Below are 20,091 nucleotides of genomic sequence, written 5' to 3'. Positions count from 1 at the left end.
CCGCACATGCCCCGGCCCGTGTCCGCAAGGGCGGCGCCACGCCCCCGGGGCCGCCCTATGGCGACCCGCCCTGGCCGAAGCGCAGCCCATGCTTTGCCGCATAGGCGCGCAGCCGGGCCGGGTCCTGCCCTTCCCAGGCCAGGCCGATATGCCCATCCGGCCGCAGCAGGTAGGCGGCGTCCCGCGCCAGCCCGGCCCGGCCGGCCGCCGCGCTCCAGGGGAAGGTGTCGAGCGGCAGGCCGAGCTCCGCCGCCGCGGCGCGGAGGGGCGGTGCGGCCTCGCCATGCAGCTGCAGCCGCCAGCCGAGCCCGTCCAGCGGCGCATGGCTGTCCCCGCCCGGCACCTCGAGGAAGGGCAGCCGCGCCCCGGCCGCCAGCGCCCCGGCCCGGCCCTCGCTGAGCGGGCTGTCCGGATAGGCGATGCGGATCTGCGAGGCGGTGCGGAACAGCCGCCGGCGGACGGGCCCGATGCCGAGGAGCAGCGGCGCCAGGCGCGGCAGCACCACCTGCCGCAGCAGCCGGCTGCCGGGGCCGGTGCCGACCAGCGCGGTGAAGGCCCGGTCCGTGGTGGCCACCAGGGTCCGGGCGAAGCCGATCCGCTCCTGCTCGTAGCTCTCCAGCAGGCTTTCGGCGGCCTGCCCCTGCAGCACCTCCGCCAGCTTCCAGCCGAGATTCACCGCATCGCCGATGCCGGTATTCATCCCCTGCCCGCCGGCCGGGCTGTGGATGTGCCCGGCATCCCCGGCGAGGAAGGCGCGGCCGCGGCGGAAGCCCGCCGCCACCCGGTGATGCACATGGTAGGTGGAGAACCAGTTCGCCCTTTCCACCGAGATGCCGAGCATCGCCTCCGCCACCGGGCGGACGGCGTCGAATGTCACATCGTCCCGATCGCCCAGCTCCGGCGGCAGGATGCCGATCACCCGCTGCATGCCCGCCCGCCGCACCGGGAAGAGCAGGGCCAGCCCCTGGGCGGCGATGTTCGCCTCGATATCCGGGCGGGCGGGGCCGGCGATGGCGACATCCGCGACATAGAAGCGCTGGGCATAGGTGCCGCCGGGAAAGCCGAGGCCGATCGCCTGCCGCACCCGGCTATGGGCGCCGTCGCAGCCGCAGAGCCAAGCCGCCTCGCAGCTCTCCTCCCCCGCCGGCCCCGCCAGGGTGGCGCGGAGTCCGCCCGGGATCTCCGCCAGCGCGCGCAGCTCCACGCCCCATTCGACGCGGAGGCCAAGGGCCGAGAGCTGCGCCCCGAGCAGCCGCTCATGCTCGTCCTGCGGCAGGCTGAGAATGAAGGGGTAGCGACTTTCCCCGGCGCCGAGCGCGCCGAGCTCGAGCCGCGCCACCTCCCGCCCCGCCTGGCGGAGATGCAGGGTGGCCATCGGGATGCCGGCCGCCGCCACCTGATCCGCGAAGCCGAATTGCCGGTAGAATTCCAGGGTGCGGGCATGCACCGCCATGGCGCGGGAGGCCTCGCCGGGCCCCGCGGCGCGGTCGATGATGCGGCAGGCGATGCCGTGCCGGGCGAGCTGGATGGCCAGCACCAGGCCGGTGGGGCCGGCACCGACGATCAGGACCTGAGTCTCTGGCATGCGCGCCTCCGGCGGGAGCTTGCGGGGTCAGCCCTCGGGCCTGGACCCGGGGCGCGGAGCCTATCCTCCCGGCGGTGTCCGGGGCAGGCCCCTTGGCCTCTCCCTCGATGCGCCGGGCGGCGGCCCGTGGCGCGCCGCATGCCAGGGAGGTGGCCCCCCGCGTGCCGGCCGCTTGGCCCGGGACGGCGGCGCGGCCGCGGGATGCCGGCGGAGAAGCGGCAGCGGCGGCATGGCAGCCCCGCCGCCAGGCAGGATGGACGCCCCCGTCGCTGCGGTGCACATCAGCGGCGATGTCCACCCCGCACCTCCCGAACCAGTCCCGGCTGATCCTGCTGCTCGGCATCACGGCCTTCGCCGGGGCGCTCAGCGTGCGGGTGACCGATCCCTTCATCGCCGTCATCGCCGATGAATTCGCCGCCTCGCCGGACCGGGTGGCGCTGCTCGCCTCCGCCTTCGCGGTGCCCTTCGCGCTGATCCAGCCGATCCTCGGGCCGGTCGGCGATGCGCTGGGCAAGCGGCGGGTGATCCGCTTCTCGCTGCTGCTGCTCTCCGTGATGGCGCTGATCGCGCCCTTCGCCTCAAGCCTCGACACGCTGATGCTGCTGCGGGCGCTGACCGGCATGGCGGCGGGCGGCATCATGCCGCTGACGCTGGCGACCATCGGCGATGCGGTGCCGATGAAGGACCGGCAGGTGGCGCTCAGCCGGGTGCTGGTCTTCGCCATCGGCGGGCAGATCGGCGGCGGCGTGCTGGCCGGGCTGCTGGCGGGCTATCTCGGCTGGCGCGGCGTGCTCGGCCTGTGCGGCGGGGTGGCGCTGCTCGCCTCCTTCCTGCTGGTGCTGATCCCCTTCGGCGGCCCGCCGGAGCCGCGGCGGCCCTTCGAGCCGGTGCGGGCCTTCGGCCGCTACCGCGCCCTGCTCGGCATGCCGGCGGCGCGGCTGCTGTTCTTCGCGGTGCTGGTGGAGGGGATGCTGGTCTTCGGCACCTTCCCCTACCTTGCCCTGCTGCTCGGCCAGCGCGGCCTGGCGGAGGCGGCGGGCGCCACCTTCGAGGCGGGGCTGACGGTCGGCGCCTTCGGCTGCGGCGGCTTCGCCTATGGCGCGCTGGTGAAGGCGGTGCTGGCGCGGATCGGCCAGGGGCGGATGGTGGTGCTGGGCGGGGTGCTGGCGGGGCTGGCGCTGCTCGGCTTCGGCCTGGCGCCGACGGCGACGCTCTTCATCGCCTCGGGACTCGTGCTCGGCGTCGGCTTCTACATGGTGCACAACAGCATCCAGACCCGGGTGACGGAGGTGGCGCCGGAGGCCCGCGGCTCCGCGGTGGCGATGCACGCCTTCCACTTCTTCATCGGCCAGTCGCTGGGGCCGGTGGTGATCGGGCTGATGCTCGGCGGCTTCGGCCCGGGCATCGCGCTGGGCGTGGCGGCGCTCGGGATCCTGGCGCTGGCGCTGAAGCTGGGGTGGCGCTAGAGCATGCTGCGTTCGCTTGCGCTCACGCAGCATGCTCTAGCCGTCGTTTTGCGAGCATCTTCACGCATTCAGATGATCCCATCTGAACGCGATCTGCTCTAGCGGCGGGCGGCCACCGAGGCCGGACCGCCATGTGCCCTGCCGCGGCAGGCGGTGCGAGGCGCCCTTCATGCGCGCCCGAGGCCCCCATGGCGGCGCGCAGCGCCGTCATGGGGATGAGCTCAGGTGGATTTCAGGTGCGCCAGCAGCTTCTCCGTCGCCTGCACCTTGTCGGTGCGGTCGATGGCGGCGATCTCCGCGGCCAGGCGGTCCATCGCCTGCTCATAGATCTGCCGCTCGGAGAAGGACTGGTCCGGCTGGCCGGCATTGCGGTGCAGGTCGCGCACCACTTCCGCGATGGCCACGGGATCGCCGGAGTTGATCTTTGCCTCGTATTCCTGGGCGCGGCGGGACCACATGGTGCGCTTGATGCGCGCCTTGCCCTTCAGCGTGTCCAGCGCCTCCTTGATCGCGTCCGGCGCGGTGAGCTTGCGCAGGCCGGAGGAGGCGGCCTTGTTGACCGGGACGCGCAGCGTCATCCGGTTCTCTTCGAAGGTGACGACGATGACCTGCAGGGAATGCCCTGCGGCGGACATGGTCTCGATACCCTGAACGGTTCCGACCCCATGGGTCGGGTAGACGACGTGGTCGCCAGCTTTGAATTCCACGGGTTTGGCAGGCTGTCTCGCAGGAGGTGTGGGAAGGCCCTCGCGCCGGGCCGGAGCGACGGCGGTGGGGGCGGCGGACCGGCCGGCCTCGGCCGCCGGCGGGGGCAGCTTCGGCGGCGGCAGGGGGGCGGCGGCCTGGGCCTCGGCGAAGCCGGGGCTGCGGATGGCGGCAGGTTCGGGCCGGGGGGCGGGCTTCGGCGGCTCCGCCGGGCGGGCGGCGGCGGGCTTCGGGGCGGACGGCTTCGCCGCCGGCGGCGGGGCATCCTTCGCCTCCGGCGGGAGATCCGCCTTGGGCGCGGTCTTGACCGGCGGCTTCGCGGCGGGCTTGGCCGCCGGGCTGGGCTTGGCGGCCGGCTTGGCCGCCGGGGTCTTGGCAGAGGCAGAGGTCAAGACGGGGTTCTTCGCGGCAGGGGGATTCGGGGAGGCGGCTTTTGCCTGGGAGGGAACGGTGGTCTCGGCGGTGGCGGGCTTCGTCACGGTTGGCTTGGCGATGGCAGGCTTGGCGATGGCAGGCTTGGTCGCGGTTGGCTTGGCGGTGGCGGCTTTCGGCGTCGCCGGCGGGGCGGCGGGCCAAGTCGCTGCCGGCTTCGCGGTCGCCGGCTTCGTGGTGACGGGTTTGGCGGCGGCGGGTTTCCCGGCGGCCGGCCTTGCGGTGGCTTTTGCCGGGGCGGCCTTCGCGGCCGGCTTCGCCGCGGCAGGTTTCGCGCCGGATTTCATGGCAGGTTTCGGCGCGGTGGGCTTTGCGGCCGCGGGCTTCGGGGCGGCGGGTTTGCCGGTGGCGGCGCGGGGCTTGTCGGGGCCGGCGCTGCGCCGGGGGGTGACCACCTGCTTGGCCTTGGCGGCGGGTGGTTTCGGCCGGGGGGCGGCGGCAGGGGCGCTGCCGGCGGCGGACTTTCGCTTCCGGGTGGGGGCCTTGGCGCGGGCGGGTGCCTTCATGCCGGACGACTCTCCTGCGGTGCTGCCCGGCGCGTGGCTGTCGCGCCTCCTGCGCGCCCGCCCGCATCGGCCAGACCATGCCAATGGCGGGAGATCCGTCCGGTTCACGCCCGAGCCGCGCGACGCCCCCGCCGCGTGCCCCCGAATGGGGAATTCATGTCGCGGCAGTGTCACAGAACGCGACGGGGGCATGCCGGCATGTACCGACCTCCGCCATCAAGTTGAAAGGATAGCATTAATTTTGGGCGGAGTCACCCTTTGCCCAGGCAGCGCCTTGCCTGGTGCCAGCGATGGCCCGGCCGGGCTCAGGGCTTGCCGGGTTCCGGGCTGAACAGCTCCTTCTTGCCCGGCTTGCCCTTCCACTCCTCGGCATCCGCCGGCGGTTCCCCCTTGCGGGTGATGTTCGGCCACTGCGCGGCGTAGGTCCGGTTGAGTTCGGCCCATTCGGTGGCGCGGTCGTCGCTGTCCGGCACGATGGCCTCGGCGGGGCATTCCGGCTCGCACACCCCGCAATCGATGCACTCGTCCGGGTGGATCACCAGCATGTTTTCGCCGACGTAGAAGCAATCCACCGGACAGACCTCGACGCAGTCCATGTACTTGCACTTGATGCAATTCTCGAGAACGACATAGGTCACGGCAGCCGGTCCTTCAGGCCCCCGCATCGGCGGCGCGGGGCGTTGCGCGTGGCGACACATGGCGCGATGGCGCGCCGCTGGCAAGCCGCCCGGCCCGGAAACCCGGGGCTGACAGGCACTTCCGGGCTGGCGCCGGCGCTGCCCGACCAGCCAGGCGAAGCGGCCCGAGGGGCTGCGCGCCGGCAGGGGCCGGGCAGCGGGTCGTCGGACCGTTGCACCTGCGTGGCGGCGCGGGACCCTGCCATGCGCCGGCCTCCCTCCCTGGCCCCGCCGGCCATGTCCTAGGCTGACCGGGTCCGCAGCCTCAGGGGGCCGCCATGCGCCGCTTCGCCTTCGTCACCCTCGACGTCTTCGCCGAGCGCCGCTTCGGCGGCAACCAGCTCGCCGTCTTTCCGGATGCGCGCGGGCTGACGGATGCCGAGATGCAGGCCCTGGCGAATGAGTTCAACCTGAGCGAGACGACCTTCGTCCTGCCGCCGGAGGACCCGGCCAACAGCGCCCGGGTGCGCATCTTCAACCGCACCTCGGAAATGGACTTCGCCGGCCATCCGAATGTCGGCACCGGCTATGTGCTGGCGGACCGCGCGGTGGACGGGGTACTGCGCTTCGAGGAGCGTGCCGGGCTGGTGGAGGTGCGGCTGGAGCGGGACGCGGCGGGGCGGCTGCTCGGCGCCACCATCGGCGCGCCGCAGCCGCTGCGGATCGGGCCGGAGGTGCCGGTGGAACTGGCCGCCGCCTGCGCCGGCATCGGGCCGGAGGGGATCCTCACCGCCCGCCACCAGCCGGTGATGGCGAGCGATGGCGGCAACCCCCGCCTGCTGCTGGAGGTGACGGAGGCCGCGATGGCGGCGGCGGTGCCGGATCTCGCCGCCTTCCACCGGGCGCTGGCGGCGGTGCCGGCGCTGGGCGGGCGGCTCTCCCTCTACCTCTACCGGCAAGAGGGGGCGGGGCTCAGGGCGCGGATGTTCTCGCCGCTCGCCGGCACCTGGGAGGATGCGGCGACAGGCAGCGCGGCCACGCCGCTGGCCGGCTTCCTGCTGCATCTGAGCGGCGCGGCGGAGGGGGCCTGGGAGATCACCCAGGGGGTGGAGATGGGCCGGCCCAGCCTGCTGCGCGCCAGCGCCCGGCGCAGCGCGGAGGGGAGGATCTTCGCCCGCGTCGGCGGCGGCTGCGTACCGGTGCTGCGGGGGGAGGCGGAGCTGTAGGCGGCAAGCCCCCGCCATTACCGGCCGCGCGACATGCTGGCCGATGCCGGTCCATGGGCGCGCGGCCGCCGCGCCAGCCCTGCGCGCGATACCCGGCGTGGAACGTCAGGAGACCGAGCCGGGCATCACACCTCCCGCCCCAGCCATCCCGCCACATAGCCGCGCCGCACCAGCACCAGCCCCAGCGCCGTCAGCGGCGCGGCGAGCGCGAGACCGAGCAGCCCGAACAGCGCCCCGGCCAGCACCTGCACCAGCAGCAGCAGGGCGGGCGGGATATCCGCCGTCTGCGACTGGACCATGGGGGTGAGGAAGTTGCCCTCCACCGTCTGCACGGCGAAGACCAGCCCGGCGGTCCAGAGGGCGAGGCTCGGCCCTTCCGTCAGCGCCAGCAGCACCGCCGGCACGGCGCCGATCAGCGGCCCCAGCACCGGGATGAAGTTCAGCAGCCCGATGATGGCGCCGAGCAGCCCGGCCAGCGGCAGGCCGAGCGCCCAGAAGCCGAGCCAGGTGAGGGTGCCGGCAACCAGCATCCCCACCCCCTGGCCCAGCAGCCAGCCGCGCAGCGACTCCCCGGCCTCGGCCAGGGTCTCAGTGACCTGCGGGTCGAGGGAGGGGTGGAACAGGGCGCGCAGCCCTTGCAGGTAGGGCCTGGGCTGCGCCGCCAGATAGAGGGCGAGCAGCCCGACCAGCACGATATTGCCGAGCCCGCCCAGGGTGGAGCTCGCCGCCTGCGCGGCGGCGGCGGCGGCGCCGGCCGCTCCTTCGCCCCCGCTGGGCATCAGATGGCCCGGCTCCGCCTGGCGCAGCAGCCAGTCGCCCCAGCCGGTGCCGGAGAGCCGGCTGCGCAGCGCCTCCAGGCTCTGCGGCAGGCGCTGCGCCAGTTCCTGCACCTGGGCGGTGAGGGGGGCGGCGGCGGCCCAGGCGGCCAGGCCGAGCGCGACCAGCAGCAGCGCCGCTACCAGCAGCACCGCGATCGGGCCGGAAAGGCGCAGGCGCCGGGCCAGCGGCGTCGCCGCGGCGCGCAGCGCGACGGCGAGCAGCGCCGCGGCAAAGCCGAGCAGCGGCACTTCCGGCGCCAGCCAGAGCAGAAGGAGCAGGATGACGAGGAGGATGAGAACGGAGAGGATCGATCGGGTCACGGCGGAGGAAACGCCCGCAGCGCGGATGGTTCCGCCTCGGGATCGGCTGTCCCCCGTCCTGCGTCGCCGCCCGGCATGCTAAACACGCCGCAGAACGGAGGCGACGCATGTCCGCAGCACCCACCACCCCGGCGGAGGATCTGGTCTTCGGCCTGACCCGCCTGATCGACCTGCCCGGCCTGACCGGCGGCGCCCTGGCTGCCCCGGACATCGCCGCCATCATCGGCGAGGCGGATCGCTTCGCGCGGGAGGTGCTGTGGCCCGGCGCGCGGGAAGCGGATCTGCATGGCGCCGTCTATGAGAACGGCGTGGTCCGCACCCCGCCGGCCTACAAGCCGGCCTACCAGGCCTGGATCGAGGGCGGCTGGCAGGGTCTCGCCGCGCCGGCGGAGCTGAACGGCGTGGAGGTGGGCGGGCAGGAGCTGCCGCAGGCGCTGTGGATGGCGGTGAGCGAACTGGTCACCACCGGCGACATGGCCTTCAGCCTCTGCCCGCTGCTGACCGCCGGCGCCATCGAGGCGATCGCCCGCTTCGCCTCCCCCGCGCAGCAGGCGGCTTGGCTGCCGCCCCTGGTCCGCGGCGAATGGACCGGGACGATGTGCCTGACCGAACCGCAGGCGGGCTCCGACCTTTCCCTGATCCGGACCAAGGCGGAGCCGGACGGGGCGGGCGGCTACCGGCTGTACGGGCAGAAGATCTTCATCACCTGGGGCGAGCACGAGCTGACCGAGGACACGCTGCACCTGGTGCTGGCCCGGCTGCCGGATGCGCCGCCCGGCACCCGCGGCATCTCGCTCTTCGCCGCGCCGAAGCGGCGGGCGGATGGCAGCCGCAATGCGCTGCGCTGCGGCGGCATCGAGAAGAAGCTCGGCATCCACGCCTCGCCCACTTGCGTCATGCTGTTCGAGGGCGCCGAGGCGGAGCTGGTGGGCGAGCCGCATCGCGGCTTGCAGGCGATGTTCGCGATGATGAACGCGGCGCGGCTCGGCGTCGGCGTGGAGGGGGTGGCGCAGGGCGCGCGGGCGCTGGCGCTGGCCGAGGCCTATGCGGCGCAGCGCCTCCAGGGCGGCAAGCCGATCGACCGCCACCCCGACGTGGCCCGCATGCTGGCGGAGATCCGCGCCATGACGCTCGCCGGGCGGCTGCTGGCGCTGGAGGCCGGGGCGGCGCTGGACCGCGCCCGGCGGGGCGGGGCCAGCGAGGCACGCGTCGCGCTGCTGACGCCGATCGTGAAGGGGTGGTGCACGGATCGTGGCGTGGAGTGCGCCTCGCTCGGCATCCAGGTGCATGGCGGCATGGGGTTCGTCGAGGAGACGGGGGCGGCGCAGGTACTGCGGGATGCGCGAATCGCCCCGATCTATGAGGGGACGAACGGCATCCAGGCGCTGGACCTGGTGGGGCGGAAGGTGCTGCGCGATGGCGGGGCGGAGATGCGCGCCCTGCTGGCGGAGGTGAAGGCCGCCGATCCGCGGCTTGGCGAGGCGGTGGCGGCGCTGGAACGCGCCACCGCCTGGCTGGTGGCACGCGGGGCGCGGGAGCCGGCAGCGGCCGAGGCGGGGGCGACCGCCTATCTGGAGGCCTGCGGCTGGACGCTCGGCGGCTGGATGCTGGCCCGGGCGGCGGCGCTGGAGCCGCGCTACGCGCCGATCGCCACCTTCTACCTGGCCCGGCTGCTGCCACGGGCAGCCTCGCGGGTGGCGGAGATCGAAGCGGCCGACGCGCTGCTGGCGCTGCTGCCGGCCGGGTAGGGCGGCCGCCGGCCGAATGGATTGCGGCGCGATCCGCCAGAGCAATATCCGATCAGGCCGAATCACCTGATCGGATGTCTTGCTCTAAAAAAACGCAAGATCTGGAGCAGCCTAGCTCCGACCTGATGGAGCGCGGCGTAACCCATCAGGTCGGAGGTTGCTCCAGACCGGAGACAGGCTGCTCCGGAGGCCGTGTCTTCTGACGCAGGACATCCGGTCGGGCGCTTCCGCCTGACCGGCAGCCCGGGCCAATGCTCCTGGCCGGTCCTGGCTTGCCGATTGATTCCAGGGGCTTCGGGGACGCCGCCGGGCGGATCGCCTGCCCTGCGCCCACTGGCCGGCGCCGCGGTGTTTCGTCCTCCCGTGGCCGAGGATCCGGCCTGACGCTGCCGTCCTGCGGAGGGCGCAAGCCGCAGCGCTCCGTGGATTGCGCGGAAAGTCCGTAGCAGATATTCCCTCTCCGGTTGCGTGTTGTGCCTGCGGCGGCTTCAATCCGTTGGGGCGAGAGGGATGTCCGGGCCAGGACCAATCGGCACCGTGGGCATGGTCGATCGACCGCCGGCAACTGGCGCGGGCTCGACCAATTGCGAGCCAGTCGCAATTTCCCTCTGGCGCGAGCGTTGTTCTTTGTTATCAACTAGGTGTGATACGTCAGGAGGTCCTTGGTGGGCTCATCGAGTGCAGAGGATGAGGAAGGTATCCGATCCTGGACCGTCCGCCGCTCCGGCAACCGGCTGCTGGATCGCTTGCCGCTCGCCGATCTGGAATTGCTGCAGGCCCAGTTCGCGCCCGTCATCCTCGCCATGGGCAGCCAGCTGGAATTCGGCGATCGTACCGCTTCCTTCGTGATCTTTCCCTGCGACGCCACGGTGCTCTCGCTGCAGATCGCCACGGCGGACAACCGGATGGTGGAGGCGGTTACCATCGGTGCCGAGGGCGTGGCGGGCCTGCCGGGCGAGCTGTCCGGCCTTGCCGGGCTGCGCTGGCAGGTGCTGGCCGGCGGGCCGGCGCTGAAGATGGATGCCGCCCGCCTGGCTGACGCGGCGGCCGTGGCGCCCAGCCTGCAGACCTTGCTGGATGGCTACCGCACCGCGCTGCTCGGCCAGGCGATGCAGGCGGCCGCCTGCGCCGCGCTGCATCAGGTGGAGCAGCGGACCTGCCGGCGGCTGCTGGCGCTGCATGACCGCATCGGGCGGCCGGAGCTGCCGATGACCCAGGAAGCGCTGGCCGATGCGCTTGGCGTGCGCCGCACCACCATCACCCGCATCGTGGCGGGGCTGGAGGACCAGGGGCTGGTGCAGCACCGGCGCAGCCGCATCCTGGTGCTGGACCGCGCGGGGCTCGAGAGCGTGAGCTGCGAATGCCATGGCGCCGTCGCCGCCATGTTCGCCCGGCTGGTGCCGGGGCTGTACCCGACTCCCGGCGGCTGAGGCGGCGCGCACCCTTTCCGTAGCGATGGGGGGAACGCCAGGCCGCAGCGGCGCCGGCCTCCAGCATGGGTGAGGCGTCTGTCGCTGCGTGCGGGGTGCGAGGCGCCGGAACGGCCTTGCATGTCGGTATCGGGCGGCCCGTGCCGTCCTCTCCCGCGGCGTGCCGGGAGACCCTGGCAGGGGCGGCTTCCCGGGACAGGCCGGGAGGGGCTGGAACGAAGCCTGAATCGGCAGGCCCGGGCGGTTGTGAGATCGGGTCTGGAATCAATCCCCTGGCCCGAGTCGCAGGAACGAATCGCTCATGAGCGACTCGGGCTGGCGAAAGCGGTTGAGCCACAAGGGCTTGTGGCCGTGGCCCGGCCAGTCCACCAGACCGTTCCTACTTCGGTCCGGCACTCGTCCGAGTCGCAACCTGTCAGGTGCTCTGGAGGAGTCCAGGCCAAGTGCCGGTTGCATGCCGGCATGCCCGGCCCGAGACCGCTCCGGTTGCCGGCGCCCTTCAGAAATCCGAGACCCGGCCCTTCCGCTCCCAGTCGCCGTAGCGGGTCGGCTCCGGCCCGGTCGGGCCGCCGATCTCCTTCACCCGGATGGGCGGGTCGGTGGGCGGGTCCCCGGCGGGGGGCAGCTTGGGGTCGCCGGGCAGCGGCACGTCTGGACCGGTCGGGTCCTCGATCGGCACCTCCGGCAGGTCCGGCCCCGGCGGCGGGGGCGGCACCGGCGGCACGGGCTGCGGCGGGCCGGACGGCGGCAGGGGATCGGAGAGGCGGGCGGGATGCGCTGCGGCACCCCCTTGTCGAGTCTCGGTCATGCTTCTCATCTGGGGGTTCGGGGCCGGCTTGGCCAGCAGGCCTCGGTGCAAGGGCCTGCACATCCGCCCGGCAAGGGGTGGGGACACGACAAGGACAACGCGGCATCCGGGGGCGGGATCGATGGGCGGCTATCTGCGGACGGCAATTCTCCTGGCGGGGCTTACCGCCCTGTTCCTCGGCATCGGCTACGCCATGGGCGGGCGGCAGGGGATGGTGCTCGCCTTCCTCTTCGCCTGCGGCACCAATCTCTGGGCCTGGTGGAACAGCGACCGCGTCGTGCTCTCCATGCACAATGCGCAGCCGCTCGACCCGCAGAGCGCGCCGCGGCTGTACCAGCTGGTGCAGGGGCTGGTGCAGCGGGCGGGGCTGCCCATGCCGGCGCTCTACGTCATCCATGAGGACCAGCCCAACGCCTTCGCCACCGGCCGCAATCCGCAGAACGCCGCGGTGGCGATCAATACCGGCCTGCTCAACCTGATGAGCGAGGAGGAGGTGGCCGGCGTGGTCGCGCATGAGCTGGCGCATATCAGGCACCGCGACACGCTGCTGATGACCATCACCGCGACGCTGGCCGGCGCCATCGGCATGCTCGCGCAATTCGGCTTCCTGTTCGGCGGGCGGGATGCGGAGGGGCGGCGCAGCCCCTTCGGCCCGATCGGCGCGCTGCTGCTGATGATCGTCGGGCCCATCGCCGCCATGCTGGTGCAGATGGCCATCAGCCGGGCGCGGGAATACGAGGCGGACCGGCTGGGCGCCGAGATCTGCGGCAATCCGCGCTGGTTGGCGAGCGCGCTGCAGAAGCTGGAGCACTACAAGCAAGGCATCGTGAACCCGACGGCCGAGGCGCATCCGGCCAGCGCGCACATGTTCATCGTCAACCCGCTTTCCGGCCTGCGGCTGGACAGCCTCTTCACCACTCACCCGCCGACCGAGGAGCGGGTGGCGCGGCTGCTGGCCATGGCGCCGGGCGGCGGGATGGGCGGCTGGGGCGGGGGCTGGGCGGCGCCGGAAGCGGCGCCGCGCCAGGCAGGGCCGTGGAGCACGGGCGGGCGGCGGAACCCCTGGGGGTGAGCTTCGCGCCGCCCTGGCCGGCAGCGGGCAGGCTTGACGCCGCGCGGCCCCAAGCTCATGTCGCGGCGGCCACAACCGGGGAGCCGATCCGCATGGCCCGCGCTGCGACCCTCACCCTTCTGGCCGGCCTGGCGGCCGGTTTCGCCCTGCCTGCCGCGGCCCAGGATGCCGCTGCCGGGCAGCGCGTGTTCAACCAGTGCCGCGCCTGCCACACCATCGATGCGGGCGGGCGCAACGGCGTCGGGCCGAACCTGCATGGCATCGTCGGGCGCAAGGCGGCGAGCATCGAGGGCTTCCGCTATTCCGCCGACATGCGCGCCAAGGCGGAAGCCGGGCTGACCTGGACCGAGGATCAGCTGCGCCCCTACATCACCAACCCGAAGGCGGTGGTGCCGGCCGGCTCCATGTCCTTTCCCGGGCTGCGCAACGAGCAGCAGCTCAACGACCTGATCGCCTATCTGAGGGCGAACAGCTAGAGCATGCTGCGTTCGCTTGCGCTCACGCAGCATGCTCCAGGCCGTTGTTTTGCGAGCATCTTCCCGCGTTCAGATGATTCCACCTGAACGCGATCTGCTCTAGCAGGATATCCGCTCGGACGGGTTCGTCCGAGCGGATGCCTTGCCCCAGGCGGCGGGGTATCCGGAGCAGCGCATCCGGCGGGTGCGGCGTTGCGCCAGCCGCCGGGCCGCAGGCCGCGGCGGGGGCTGCCGGGAAACAGGTTCCCGCCCGGCGATGCCGGCTGCTCCGGCCTTGGCGCGGGCGGGGCCGGCCTCAGATGTTGATGCCGGCGATGTTCTCCGGCCGCGCCGGGATCTCGCCCCGTTCCACGCGCTTCACGATCTCGGTCAGCGCGGCGTTGGCGGGGGCGGCGAGGCCGGCCTTCCTGCCCTCCGCGGCGATGAAGCCGTTGATGTAGTCGATCTCCGTCTTGCGGCCCTTCGCCATGTCCTGCGCCATGGAGGGGCGCTGCAGGTCGCTGCGCTGCGCCTTGCGGCCATTCTCCAGCAGCGTCGCCTCGGCGGTCTCGAGCGCCGCGGGATCGCCCTCCCCGGCGGCGGCGAGCAGGGCGGGGTCCATGGCCTGGATCTTCTCCAGGCTGTAGCCGAGCGCCTGGCCGATCCGCACCGCCTCTGCCCCGATGCGCAGGGCGAAGCGGCGGATCTGCGGGTGCTGGTCGCACTGGTTGCCGGACAGGCCGGTGGCGGCGCTGGTCGGGTTGCGCATGGCGTTGACGCAGAGCTTCGACCAGCGCTCGCCCCAGAGGTTGCTCGTCGCCTTCACGCTGTCGATGCCGGCGATCATGTCCCGCAGCATCTCGAGCCGCGGGGTGATGCGGCCATGCACCTCCCCCACCGCGAAGACCGTGCGGCCGGCGCCGCCGCGGCCGACGGTGCGGCGGATCTTCCCCGCCTCATACAGGTCGACCGAGATGGTGGCGGCGATCATGCCGAGCGTCCTGCCCCAGCCGACGACCGAGGCGATGCGCTCCTCGTTGATGCAATTCTGCAGGGAGACGACGAAGCCGCCTGCCGACAGATAGGGCGCGACGAGATGCGTGGCCCAGACCGTGTCGTAGGATTTCACGCTGACGAAGGCGATGTCGATCGGGCGGTGGCGGAAGGCGGATTGCACCTCCGTCAGATGCAGGGCCGGGACCTGCACCGTGACGTTCTCCTCCGCCTCCAGCCCGGAGAGGGCGAGGCCGCGGGCGCGGATCGCCGCCACATGCTCCGGCCAGGGGTCGATGAGCGTCACGTCATGGCCGAGCCGGGCGAGGTGGCCGCCGACATAGCCCCCCACCGCGCCGGCGCCGATGAAGGCGATTCTTGGCCGCATGGTCCGTTCCCTCCGTCAAGCTGGCGGCAGGGTAGCGCGGGGCGGCTCAGCCGAGGAAGGCGGGGCGGGGGTTGGGGTCGAAGGCGAGGCCGGCGGCGCGGAGGGAGGCTTCCAGCTCCGCCCGCGGCATCCTGGCATGGCGCACCAGCAGATGCAGGTAGAGGCCGAGGAAGAGCGGTCCATGGCCGTCGCTGGCGCCTTCCGCCGTGCTGCTCATGGCATGGGCCAGCTCGTGCAGCAGGATCCAGGTGGGGAGTTCGGGCGGTGCCTCGATGGCGGTGCGGCTGGCGCGGGCGACGGTGCCGCGCGCCTGGCGGGGCAGGGGCCGCAGGCGCGGCGGGAAGCGCAGCCCCTCGGCGGCCCAGACATGGTCCACCAGCGCCTGCAATTGGGCGAAGGGCACGTGGGAGGTATCGCGGGGTGCCACTTCCGCATCCTCCCAGGCATAGAGGCGGCGTGCGGCGGCATCGCCGCGGCTCATCGCCCGCTCCCTCGCCAGCGAAGGCACATGACAGTGCCTTCGACGGCGTCGAAGGCAAGTATTGCCTGGGGCCATGGGGCTGGAAGGCTGTCAAGGACTTCGCCGCGCGAAGCGCGGCGCGGCTTCGCCGCATCCTTGACAACCTTCCTACCCCACGGCGTTCGCTTGAGGCGCGTTCGACGGTGTCGAACGCGCCAGGGGGCGCGCCCGAAGAGGAAGGGTAGGGGGTTCACTTCCGTGGCAGGTGCCTGGCGCCGGCGCCGGCGCCCACGGGCCGGCCAAGCCCCACGCGGCCGCCCGCCGCCGCACCCTTCCCATAGGCGCCGCGGTCCCTGACCGTCGCCGTGCTGTAGACGGTGCGCAGCCGCACGCCGAGGCCGCGGAACCCCTCCTCCAGCTTCTTCTCCTTGGCCAGCACCAGGGCGGTGGAGGCGCTGGCCATCTCCGGCGCGGCCGCCGCGCGCCGTGCCTCCGCCGCCGCCTCCCGCTCCTCCACCATCGCCTCCAGCCGCTTCGAAATGCGGTCGGCGAAGCCGTAGCGGAAGCTGCGCAGCCTGGTCTGTGGCGTGGCACGGCTGCGGGCATAGTCGGCGCTGGTGCGGTACTGCCCTTCCTCCCAGGCCAGCGCGCCCTCGATGACGCGCAGCAGGTACTCCGCCATCTGCACATCGGGCTCCAGCCCGTAGAGCACGAAATCCGCCTTGCCATCGGTCCAGCCGCGGCATTCGCAGAAGCGCAGCAGGGCCGGGTACAGCCAGCGCAGGGCGAGGCGCTGCGGCCCGGCGCAATCCAGCCGCCGCTGCACGCATTCCTCCGCGCGCAGCTCCACCTCGCTCATCGAAAGGCCATAGACCTCCAGCAGCTCCCCCACCTTGGCGGCGGCGGCCAGCGCCTCGGCCTCGGAGCAGCCGCGCTCCACGGTCTTCGCGGCGAGGGCCCGGATGCGGGCCTTCACCTTGGCCAGTTCGCTCTGCTGATCCATGGGGGATAGGTGCCGGGGGCGCCAGGACGGGGTCAAGCCCGCCGGATGGCGAGCGGGGCCCCGTTGCCCGAGGGGAACCATGCCCGAGGGGGACCATGAAGGGGCATTCCTCAGGCGCTGACCGGGCCTGGAAGTCCTGCAAACCGCTGCGTGGTTCGCGGGCGCCCCGGATTGGCCGGATCCCTGGGCTCTCGCACAGCCTTCCAGGGCGCATTCGGGGCGGGGAGGGCCGTGCCCTTCCGCAACCTGGACATCCCAGCCCCCCTGCGGGAAAACTGCCCCTCATGGACACGCTCCCTCCGGTGCTCGTCGCCGCCGACACGCTCGAATCCCTGGTCGCCAGCATCTTCCGCGCCACCGGCTGCGACGCGGCGGAGGCGGGCCGCATCGCCCACCATCTGCTGGGCGCCAACCTCGCCGGGCATGACAGCCATGGCGTGGTCCGCGTGCCGCGCTACGTCGAATGGCAGCAGGCGGGCTATGTCGTCGCCGGCCGGCAGGCCGAGATCGTCATGGATGGCGGCGCCTTCGCCCTGCTGGACGCGCAGTTCGGCTTCGGCCAGACCGTGGCGCCCCAGGCCACCGCGCTCGGCATCGAGCGGGCGAAGCAGCATGGCACGGCGGTGATCGCGCTGCGCAATGCCGGCCATGTCGGCCGGATCGGCGCCTATTCCGAACAGGCCCTGGCCGAGGGGCTCATCTCCATCCATTTCGTCAACGTCGCCGGCTCCGTGCTGGTGGCGCCCTTCGGCGGGACGGAGCGGCGCTTCTCGACCGCGCCCTTCTCCATCGGCATCCCGACCGACCCGCCGGTGGTGCTGGATTTCGCCACCTCCCTGGTGGCGGAGGGCAAGGTCCTCGTCGCCTCCAATGGCGGCAAGCCGCTGCCGGAAGGCTCGCTGATCGAGCCGGACGGCACCCTCTCCAGCGACCCGCACACGCTCTACGGCGACTATCCGCAGGTCGGCCCACGCAGCCCGGGCAACGGCCTCGGCGCCATCCGCGCCTTCGGCGAGCACAAGGGCAGCGGCCTGGCCCTGATGTGCGAGCTGCTGGCCGGCGCGTTCACCGGTGGCGGCTGCGCCGGGCCCATCACGGCGCGCGGGCGCATCGCCAATGGCATGCTCTCCATCTACATCTCGCCGCGGCATTTCGGCACGGAAGCCGCCTTCAAGCAGGCGGCGCAGGACTACGTCGCCTGGGTGAAGTCCTGCCGCCCCGCGACGCCGGGCGAGGAGGTGCTGGCCCCCGGAGAGAAGGAGGCCAAGCTGCGCAAGGAACGGCTGGCCAATGGCGTGCCGCTGCAGCCCGACACCTGGGAGAGCATCATCCGCTGCGCCCGGAGCCTGGGCGTGACGGTGCCGAATTGAGCGAGGAGCCCGCTTCGGCGCGCTACCTCCGCTACCGTGGCCTGCGCGGCGAGATCCTGAACGCCGCGGCGAAGCGCGTGCCGCTGGCCAGCATCGCCCAGCAGGCCCGCGCGCTGTCCCTGTGGGATGGCAAGGCGGTGGCGCCGGGGGAGGAAGCCCAGCTCGCCGCCGTTTTCGACCTTGGCGTGCTGGACCCGCTGGGGGAGCATGGGCGGGGCATCGACCGCCAGGCCAAGGCGGCGCCCCCGGCCGAGGGCGGCGACGAGGCGCGCATGCTGGCCGCGCTGCAATCCGCCCGCTTCGGGATCTTCCGCCTGGTCGGGCCGGAGGCGGCGGGCGGCGCGGCGGTGGAGCGCCTGCCGGATGGCGAGCGCCTAGTCATCTGGGACAGCTTCCTGGCCGGGCGCACGCCGCCCGGCCGCATCTTCGGCGCGCGGCTCGCCTGGCCGGACCCGGACCTCGCCATGACCTGCGGCGTGCTGGCGCCGCTGGATGGCTGGGTACTGCGCCAGCTCCTCGCCGGGGCGGTGCCGGAGCGCGGGCCGGTGGTGCCGCGGCAGCTTCGCGTCGACGATCTGGCGGAGATCGACAGCATCCTGGCCGAGCCCCGGGCGCGGGAGGTGCTGGCCGCGCTGCTGGAGAAGCCCGGCTTCGCAGCCCGGCTCTACCGGGCGGCGATCGACCGCGGGCTGATGGGGCCGGTGCCCGGGCGGATGCCGCAGACGCTGCACTGAAGCAGCCCGGGCGGGCCGGGAGCGGCCGGCTGGCCATGGGCAAGGGCGCAGGCCGGCTTCCTGGGCGTCTACCCATGGCCCAGGTCCCGGCCGGGACAGCACACAAGATGTCATCGCTGCGGCCCTCAGACCCCGCCGCCGGGGCACGAGCCGCGTCGATTCCCCAGCTTGGTCGATTGACCTATATTTCCCCGGAACGGCGCCGCCGCGCGCCCGCCACGGGGGACACGTCCATGCAACGCAGGCTCATCCTGGCCAGTGCCGGGCTGCTCGCCACGCCCGGCCTGCTGCGCGCCCAGGCCGCTTATCCGAATGCCCGGCCGGTGCGGATCATCATGCCCTCCACCCCCGGCACGCCGCAGGATTTCTACGCCCGTTCGCTCGGCGAGCACTGGTCCCGGACGCTCGGCGGCACCTTCGTGGTGGAGAACCGGCCGGGCGCCTCCGGCACCATCGGCCTGGCGCATGTCGCGAACTCGCCGCCGGATGGCTACACCCTGACCTTCAATTCCAACACCGCCCAGACCATCGCGCCGCAGGTGATGCGCGACCCGGGCTTCGAGGCGCTGAAGAGCTTCGCGCCCATCATGCTGGCCTACAAATACGGCATGTTCCTGCTCATCACGCCGAGCATCCCGGCGCGCAACACCCAGGAATTCCTCGCCTGGGCGCGGGCCAAGCGGACCGGGGTGAACATGGCGAGCGTGGGCTTGGGCAGCGGCGGGCAGTTGATGGGCGAGCGCGTCAAGCTGCGCGGCGGCTTCCCGGCGGAGCCCATCCACTATCGCGGCAGCCCGCCGGCGCTGCTGGCCGTGGCGCAGGGCGAGTGCGACTACATCATGGACAATGTCGGCGCCTCCGCCCCGCTGCGGCGGGAGGGGCGGCTGCGCGGGCTGGCGCTGACCGGGCGGAACCGGGCGCCGGACAGCCCCGAGATCCCGCTGCTGTCGGAGGAAGGGCTGCCGGGCTTCGATGAGGAGATCTGGTTCGGCGTCTCCGCCCCCGCCGGCACGCCGCCGCGCATCATCGCAATGCTGAATGCGGAGGCCAATCGCTGGCTGGCCTCGGAGGATATCCGGCGGCGCATGGCGGGGTTCTCCCATGAGCCGATGGGCGGCAGCCCGGAAGACTTCGCCAGCTTCGCGGCGCGGGACATGGCGGTGTGGGCTTCGGTGGTGAAGGAGACGGGGGTCAGGGCCGAATAGCCGAGAGGGGCTCTGCCCTCTCGCGGTTGGACGCAATGCGTCCAACCCCACCAAAGGCCGAAGGACCTTTGGAAACCGGGAGCTTGAGGGCGCGCGCCGCACCGCCGCGACGCCCGCCTCGGCCTATTCCGGCTTGATCCCGGCCTCCCGGATCACCTGCCCCCACCTCTCCTTCTCCCGCTGCACCAGATCGGCCAGCGCTTCCGGCCCGCCACCCAGCACCCGGGCGCCCAGCCCGGCCAGCTTCTGCCCTGCCGCCGGCGTGGCCAGCCAAGCATTCACCGCCCGGTTCAACGGCACCACCTGCTCCGCCGGCAAGCGCGCCGGGCCCAGCAGCCCGAACCAGCCCTCGACCTCCGCGCCGGGATAGCCCAGCTCCTTCAGCGTCGGCAGCTCGGGTGCCAGGGCGCTGCGCTCCGGGCTGGTGACGGCGATGCCGCGCACCTCGCCCCGCTGCACCATGCCGAGGGTCAGGGCCAGGTTCTCGAACATCAGGTTGATGCGTCCGGTCAGCAGATCCGCCCGCACCGCGCCGCTGCCGCGGTAGGAGACGTGCAGCAGGTCGATCCCCGCCAGGCGCTTCAGCAGCTCCCCCGCCAGATGCTGGCCGGTGCCCATGCCGGTGGAGGCGAAGTTGAGCTGCCCCGGCTGCGCCTTGGCCAGGGCCACCAGCTCCGCCAGGTTGCGCACCGGCAGGGAGGGATGCACCACCAGCATGTAGGGCGTGGCGGCCACCGGGGCGATGGCGG

Annotated in this window: 19 protein-coding genes; 10 read left to right on the top strand and 9 right to left on the bottom strand. The window is 72.9% G+C overall.

Annotation, left to right across the window (positions count from 1 at the left end; genetic code table 11):
- Window positions 1–55: 55 nt before the first annotated feature.
- Window positions 56–1,585 (bottom strand): FAD-dependent monooxygenase, encoded by a 1,530-nt coding sequence (locus tag NJ376_RS15825; protein ID WP_252954252.1) that lies wholly within the window; start codon window positions 1,583–1,585, stop codon window positions 56–58.
- 290 nt (window positions 1,586–1,875) lie between these two features.
- Here NJ376_RS15825 and NJ376_RS15820 point away from each other — a divergent pair, with 290 nt between their 5' ends.
- Window positions 1,876–3,051 carry an MFS transporter gene (locus tag NJ376_RS15820; RefSeq protein WP_252954251.1) on the top strand — a complete coding sequence of 392 codons (1,176 nt, stop codon included), beginning with the start codon at window positions 1,876–1,878 and terminating at the stop codon, window positions 3,049–3,051.
- A gap of 221 nt (window positions 3,052–3,272) precedes the next feature.
- Here the strand turns inward: NJ376_RS15820 and NJ376_RS29350 are convergent, their stop codons facing one another.
- The gene (locus tag NJ376_RS29350; RefSeq protein WP_252954250.1) at window positions 3,273–3,758 is read right to left on the bottom strand and encodes a CarD family transcriptional regulator; all 486 of its coding nucleotides are present in this window, start codon (window positions 3,756–3,758) and stop codon (window positions 3,273–3,275) included.
- 289 nt (window positions 3,759–4,047) lie between these two features.
- Here NJ376_RS29350 and NJ376_RS15810 point away from each other — a divergent pair, with 289 nt between their 5' ends.
- Window positions 4,048–5,025 (top strand): hypothetical protein, encoded by a 978-nt coding sequence (locus NJ376_RS15810; RefSeq protein ID WP_252954249.1) that lies wholly within the window; start codon window positions 4,048–4,050, stop codon window positions 5,023–5,025.
- Here the strand turns inward: NJ376_RS15810 and fdxA are convergent.
- Window positions 5,000–5,332 carry a ferredoxin FdxA gene (gene fdxA, locus NJ376_RS15805; protein ID WP_252954248.1) on the bottom strand — a complete coding sequence of 111 codons (333 nt, stop codon included), beginning with the start codon at window positions 5,330–5,332 and terminating at the stop codon, window positions 5,000–5,002. The two genes, NJ376_RS15810 and fdxA, sit on opposite strands and share 26 nt — an antisense overlap.
- 317 nt (window positions 5,333–5,649) lie before the next feature.
- On the opposite strand from fdxA, the gene NJ376_RS15800 reads away from it, so the two are divergent.
- Window positions 5,650–6,537 carry a PhzF family phenazine biosynthesis protein gene (locus NJ376_RS15800; RefSeq protein ID WP_252954247.1) on the top strand — a complete coding sequence of 296 codons (888 nt, stop codon included), beginning with the start codon at window positions 5,650–5,652 and terminating at the stop codon, window positions 6,535–6,537.
- 125 nt (window positions 6,538–6,662) lie between these two features.
- Here NJ376_RS15800 and NJ376_RS15795 read toward each other — a convergent pair whose 3' ends face one another.
- Window positions 6,663–7,676 carry an AI-2E family transporter gene (locus tag NJ376_RS15795; RefSeq protein ID WP_252954246.1) on the bottom strand — a complete coding sequence of 338 codons (1,014 nt, stop codon included), beginning with the start codon at window positions 7,674–7,676 and terminating at the stop codon, window positions 6,663–6,665.
- Window positions 7,677–7,783: 107 nt separating this feature from the next.
- Between NJ376_RS15795 and NJ376_RS15790 the strand changes: the two genes are divergently transcribed.
- Entirely contained in the window at window positions 7,784–9,424 is a 1,641-nt protein-coding gene (locus NJ376_RS15790; RefSeq protein ID WP_252954245.1) for an acyl-CoA dehydrogenase, read from the top strand.
- 665 nt (window positions 9,425–10,089) lie between these two features.
- Window positions 10,090–10,854, top strand: coding sequence for a Crp/Fnr family transcriptional regulator (locus NJ376_RS29345; RefSeq protein ID WP_252954244.1), 765 nt, complete (start codon window positions 10,090–10,092; stop codon window positions 10,852–10,854).
- Between the two features lie 499 nt (window positions 10,855–11,353).
- On the opposite strand, the gene NJ376_RS29340 is transcribed toward NJ376_RS29345, so the two are convergent.
- Complete coding sequence (locus NJ376_RS29340) at window positions 11,354–11,662, bottom strand: succinate dehydrogenase assembly factor 4 (protein ID WP_370288313.1); 309 nt, start codon at window positions 11,660–11,662, stop codon at window positions 11,354–11,356.
- 121 nt (window positions 11,663–11,783) lie between these two features.
- Here NJ376_RS29340 and htpX point away from each other — a divergent pair, with 121 nt between their 5' ends.
- A complete protein-coding gene (gene htpX / locus NJ376_RS15775) occupies window positions 11,784–12,734 on the top strand; it encodes a zinc metalloprotease HtpX (RefSeq protein ID WP_252954243.1) in 951 nt (316 codons plus the stop codon).
- A 92-nt stretch (window positions 12,735–12,826) separates the two neighbouring features.
- Window positions 12,827–13,210, top strand: a complete 384-nt coding sequence (locus tag NJ376_RS15770) for a c-type cytochrome (protein WP_252954242.1) — start codon at window positions 12,827–12,829, stop codon at window positions 13,208–13,210.
- Between the two features lie 295 nt (window positions 13,211–13,505).
- Here NJ376_RS15770 and NJ376_RS15765 read toward each other — a convergent pair whose 3' ends face one another.
- From NJ376_RS15765 to NJ376_RS15755, 3 genes are all read right to left on the bottom strand, one after another.
- The gene (locus tag NJ376_RS15765; RefSeq protein WP_252954241.1) at window positions 13,506–14,570 is read right to left on the bottom strand and encodes a ketopantoate reductase family protein; all 1,065 of its coding nucleotides are present in this window, start codon (window positions 14,568–14,570) and stop codon (window positions 13,506–13,508) included.
- Window positions 14,571–14,616: 46 nt separating this feature from the next.
- Window positions 14,617–15,051 (bottom strand): hypothetical protein, encoded by a 435-nt coding sequence (locus tag NJ376_RS15760; protein WP_252954240.1) that lies wholly within the window; start codon window positions 15,049–15,051, stop codon window positions 14,617–14,619.
- A 229-nt stretch (window positions 15,052–15,280) separates the two neighbouring features.
- On the bottom strand, window positions 15,281–16,033 hold the full coding sequence (locus NJ376_RS15755) for a DUF7168 domain-containing protein (RefSeq protein WP_252954239.1): 753 nt from the start codon (window positions 16,031–16,033) through the stop codon (window positions 15,281–15,283).
- 284 nt (window positions 16,034–16,317) lie between these two features.
- Between NJ376_RS15755 and NJ376_RS15750 the strand changes: the two genes are divergently transcribed.
- The 3 genes from NJ376_RS15750 to NJ376_RS15740 all read left to right on the top strand — a co-directional run bounded on the left by NJ376_RS15750 (window position 16,318) and on the right by NJ376_RS15740 (window position 19,342).
- Window positions 16,318–17,403, top strand: a complete 1,086-nt coding sequence (locus tag NJ376_RS15750; RefSeq protein ID WP_252954238.1) for a malate/lactate/ureidoglycolate dehydrogenase — start codon at window positions 16,318–16,320, stop codon at window positions 17,401–17,403.
- Window positions 17,400–18,137 carry a hypothetical protein gene (locus NJ376_RS15745; RefSeq protein ID WP_252954237.1) on the top strand — a complete coding sequence of 246 codons (738 nt, stop codon included), beginning with the start codon at window positions 17,400–17,402 and terminating at the stop codon, window positions 18,135–18,137. Before NJ376_RS15750 ends, NJ376_RS15745 begins: the two co-directional genes overlap by 4 nt.
- Before the next feature lie 233 nt (window positions 18,138–18,370).
- On the top strand, window positions 18,371–19,342 hold the full coding sequence (locus NJ376_RS15740; protein WP_252954236.1) for a Bug family tripartite tricarboxylate transporter substrate binding protein: 972 nt from the start codon (window positions 18,371–18,373) through the stop codon (window positions 19,340–19,342).
- A gap of 123 nt (window positions 19,343–19,465) precedes the next feature.
- On the opposite strand, the gene NJ376_RS15735 is transcribed toward NJ376_RS15740, so the two are convergent.
- Window positions 19,466–20,091 (bottom strand): Bug family tripartite tricarboxylate transporter substrate binding protein (locus NJ376_RS15735; RefSeq protein ID WP_252954235.1); only part of this gene is annotated, 626 nt, incomplete at its 5' end.

The sequence above is a fragment of the Siccirubricoccus soli genome, from assembly GCF_024178315.1.
GTDB lineage: Bacteria > Pseudomonadota > Alphaproteobacteria > Acetobacterales > Acetobacteraceae > Siccirubricoccus > Siccirubricoccus soli.
Note: the sequence above shows the minus strand (reverse complement) of the source record. Positions and strands in the feature narration are given on the sequence as shown.

Bases quoted from the DNA above. Each gene is read 5' to 3' on its own strand.
- NJ376_RS15825 (WP_252954252.1), bottom strand. From the start codon at position 1,585: ATGCCAGAGACTCAGGTCCTGATCGTCGGTGCCGGCCCCACCGGCCTG.
- NJ376_RS15820 (WP_252954251.1), top strand. From the start codon at position 1,876: ATGTCCACCCCGCACCTCCCGAACCAGTCCCGGCTGATCCTGCTGCTC.
- NJ376_RS15800 (WP_252954247.1), top strand. From the start codon at position 5,650: ATGCGCCGCTTCGCCTTCGTCACCCTCGACGTCTTCGCCGAGCGCCGC.
- NJ376_RS15790 (WP_252954245.1), top strand. From the start codon at position 7,784: ATGTCCGCAGCACCCACCACCCCGGCGGAGGATCTGGTCTTCGGCCTG.
- NJ376_RS29340 (WP_370288313.1), bottom strand. From the start codon at position 11,662: ATGACCGAGACTCGACAAGGGGGTGCCGCAGCGCATCCCGCCCGCCTC.
- htpX (WP_252954243.1), top strand. From the start codon at position 11,784: ATGGGCGGCTATCTGCGGACGGCAATTCTCCTGGCGGGGCTTACCGCC.
- NJ376_RS15770 (WP_252954242.1), top strand. From the start codon at position 12,827: ATGGCCCGCGCTGCGACCCTCACCCTTCTGGCCGGCCTGGCGGCCGGT.
- NJ376_RS15765 (WP_252954241.1), bottom strand. From the start codon at position 14,570: ATGCGGCCAAGAATCGCCTTCATCGGCGCCGGCGCGGTGGGGGGCTAT.
- NJ376_RS15760 (WP_252954240.1), bottom strand. From the start codon at position 15,051: ATGAGCCGCGGCGATGCCGCCGCACGCCGCCTCTATGCCTGGGAGGAT.
- NJ376_RS15755 (WP_252954239.1), bottom strand. From the start codon at position 16,033: ATGGATCAGCAGAGCGAACTGGCCAAGGTGAAGGCCCGCATCCGGGCC.
- NJ376_RS15750 (WP_252954238.1), top strand. From the start codon at position 16,318: ATGGACACGCTCCCTCCGGTGCTCGTCGCCGCCGACACGCTCGAATCC.
- NJ376_RS15740 (WP_252954236.1), top strand. From the start codon at position 18,371: ATGCAACGCAGGCTCATCCTGGCCAGTGCCGGGCTGCTCGCCACGCCC.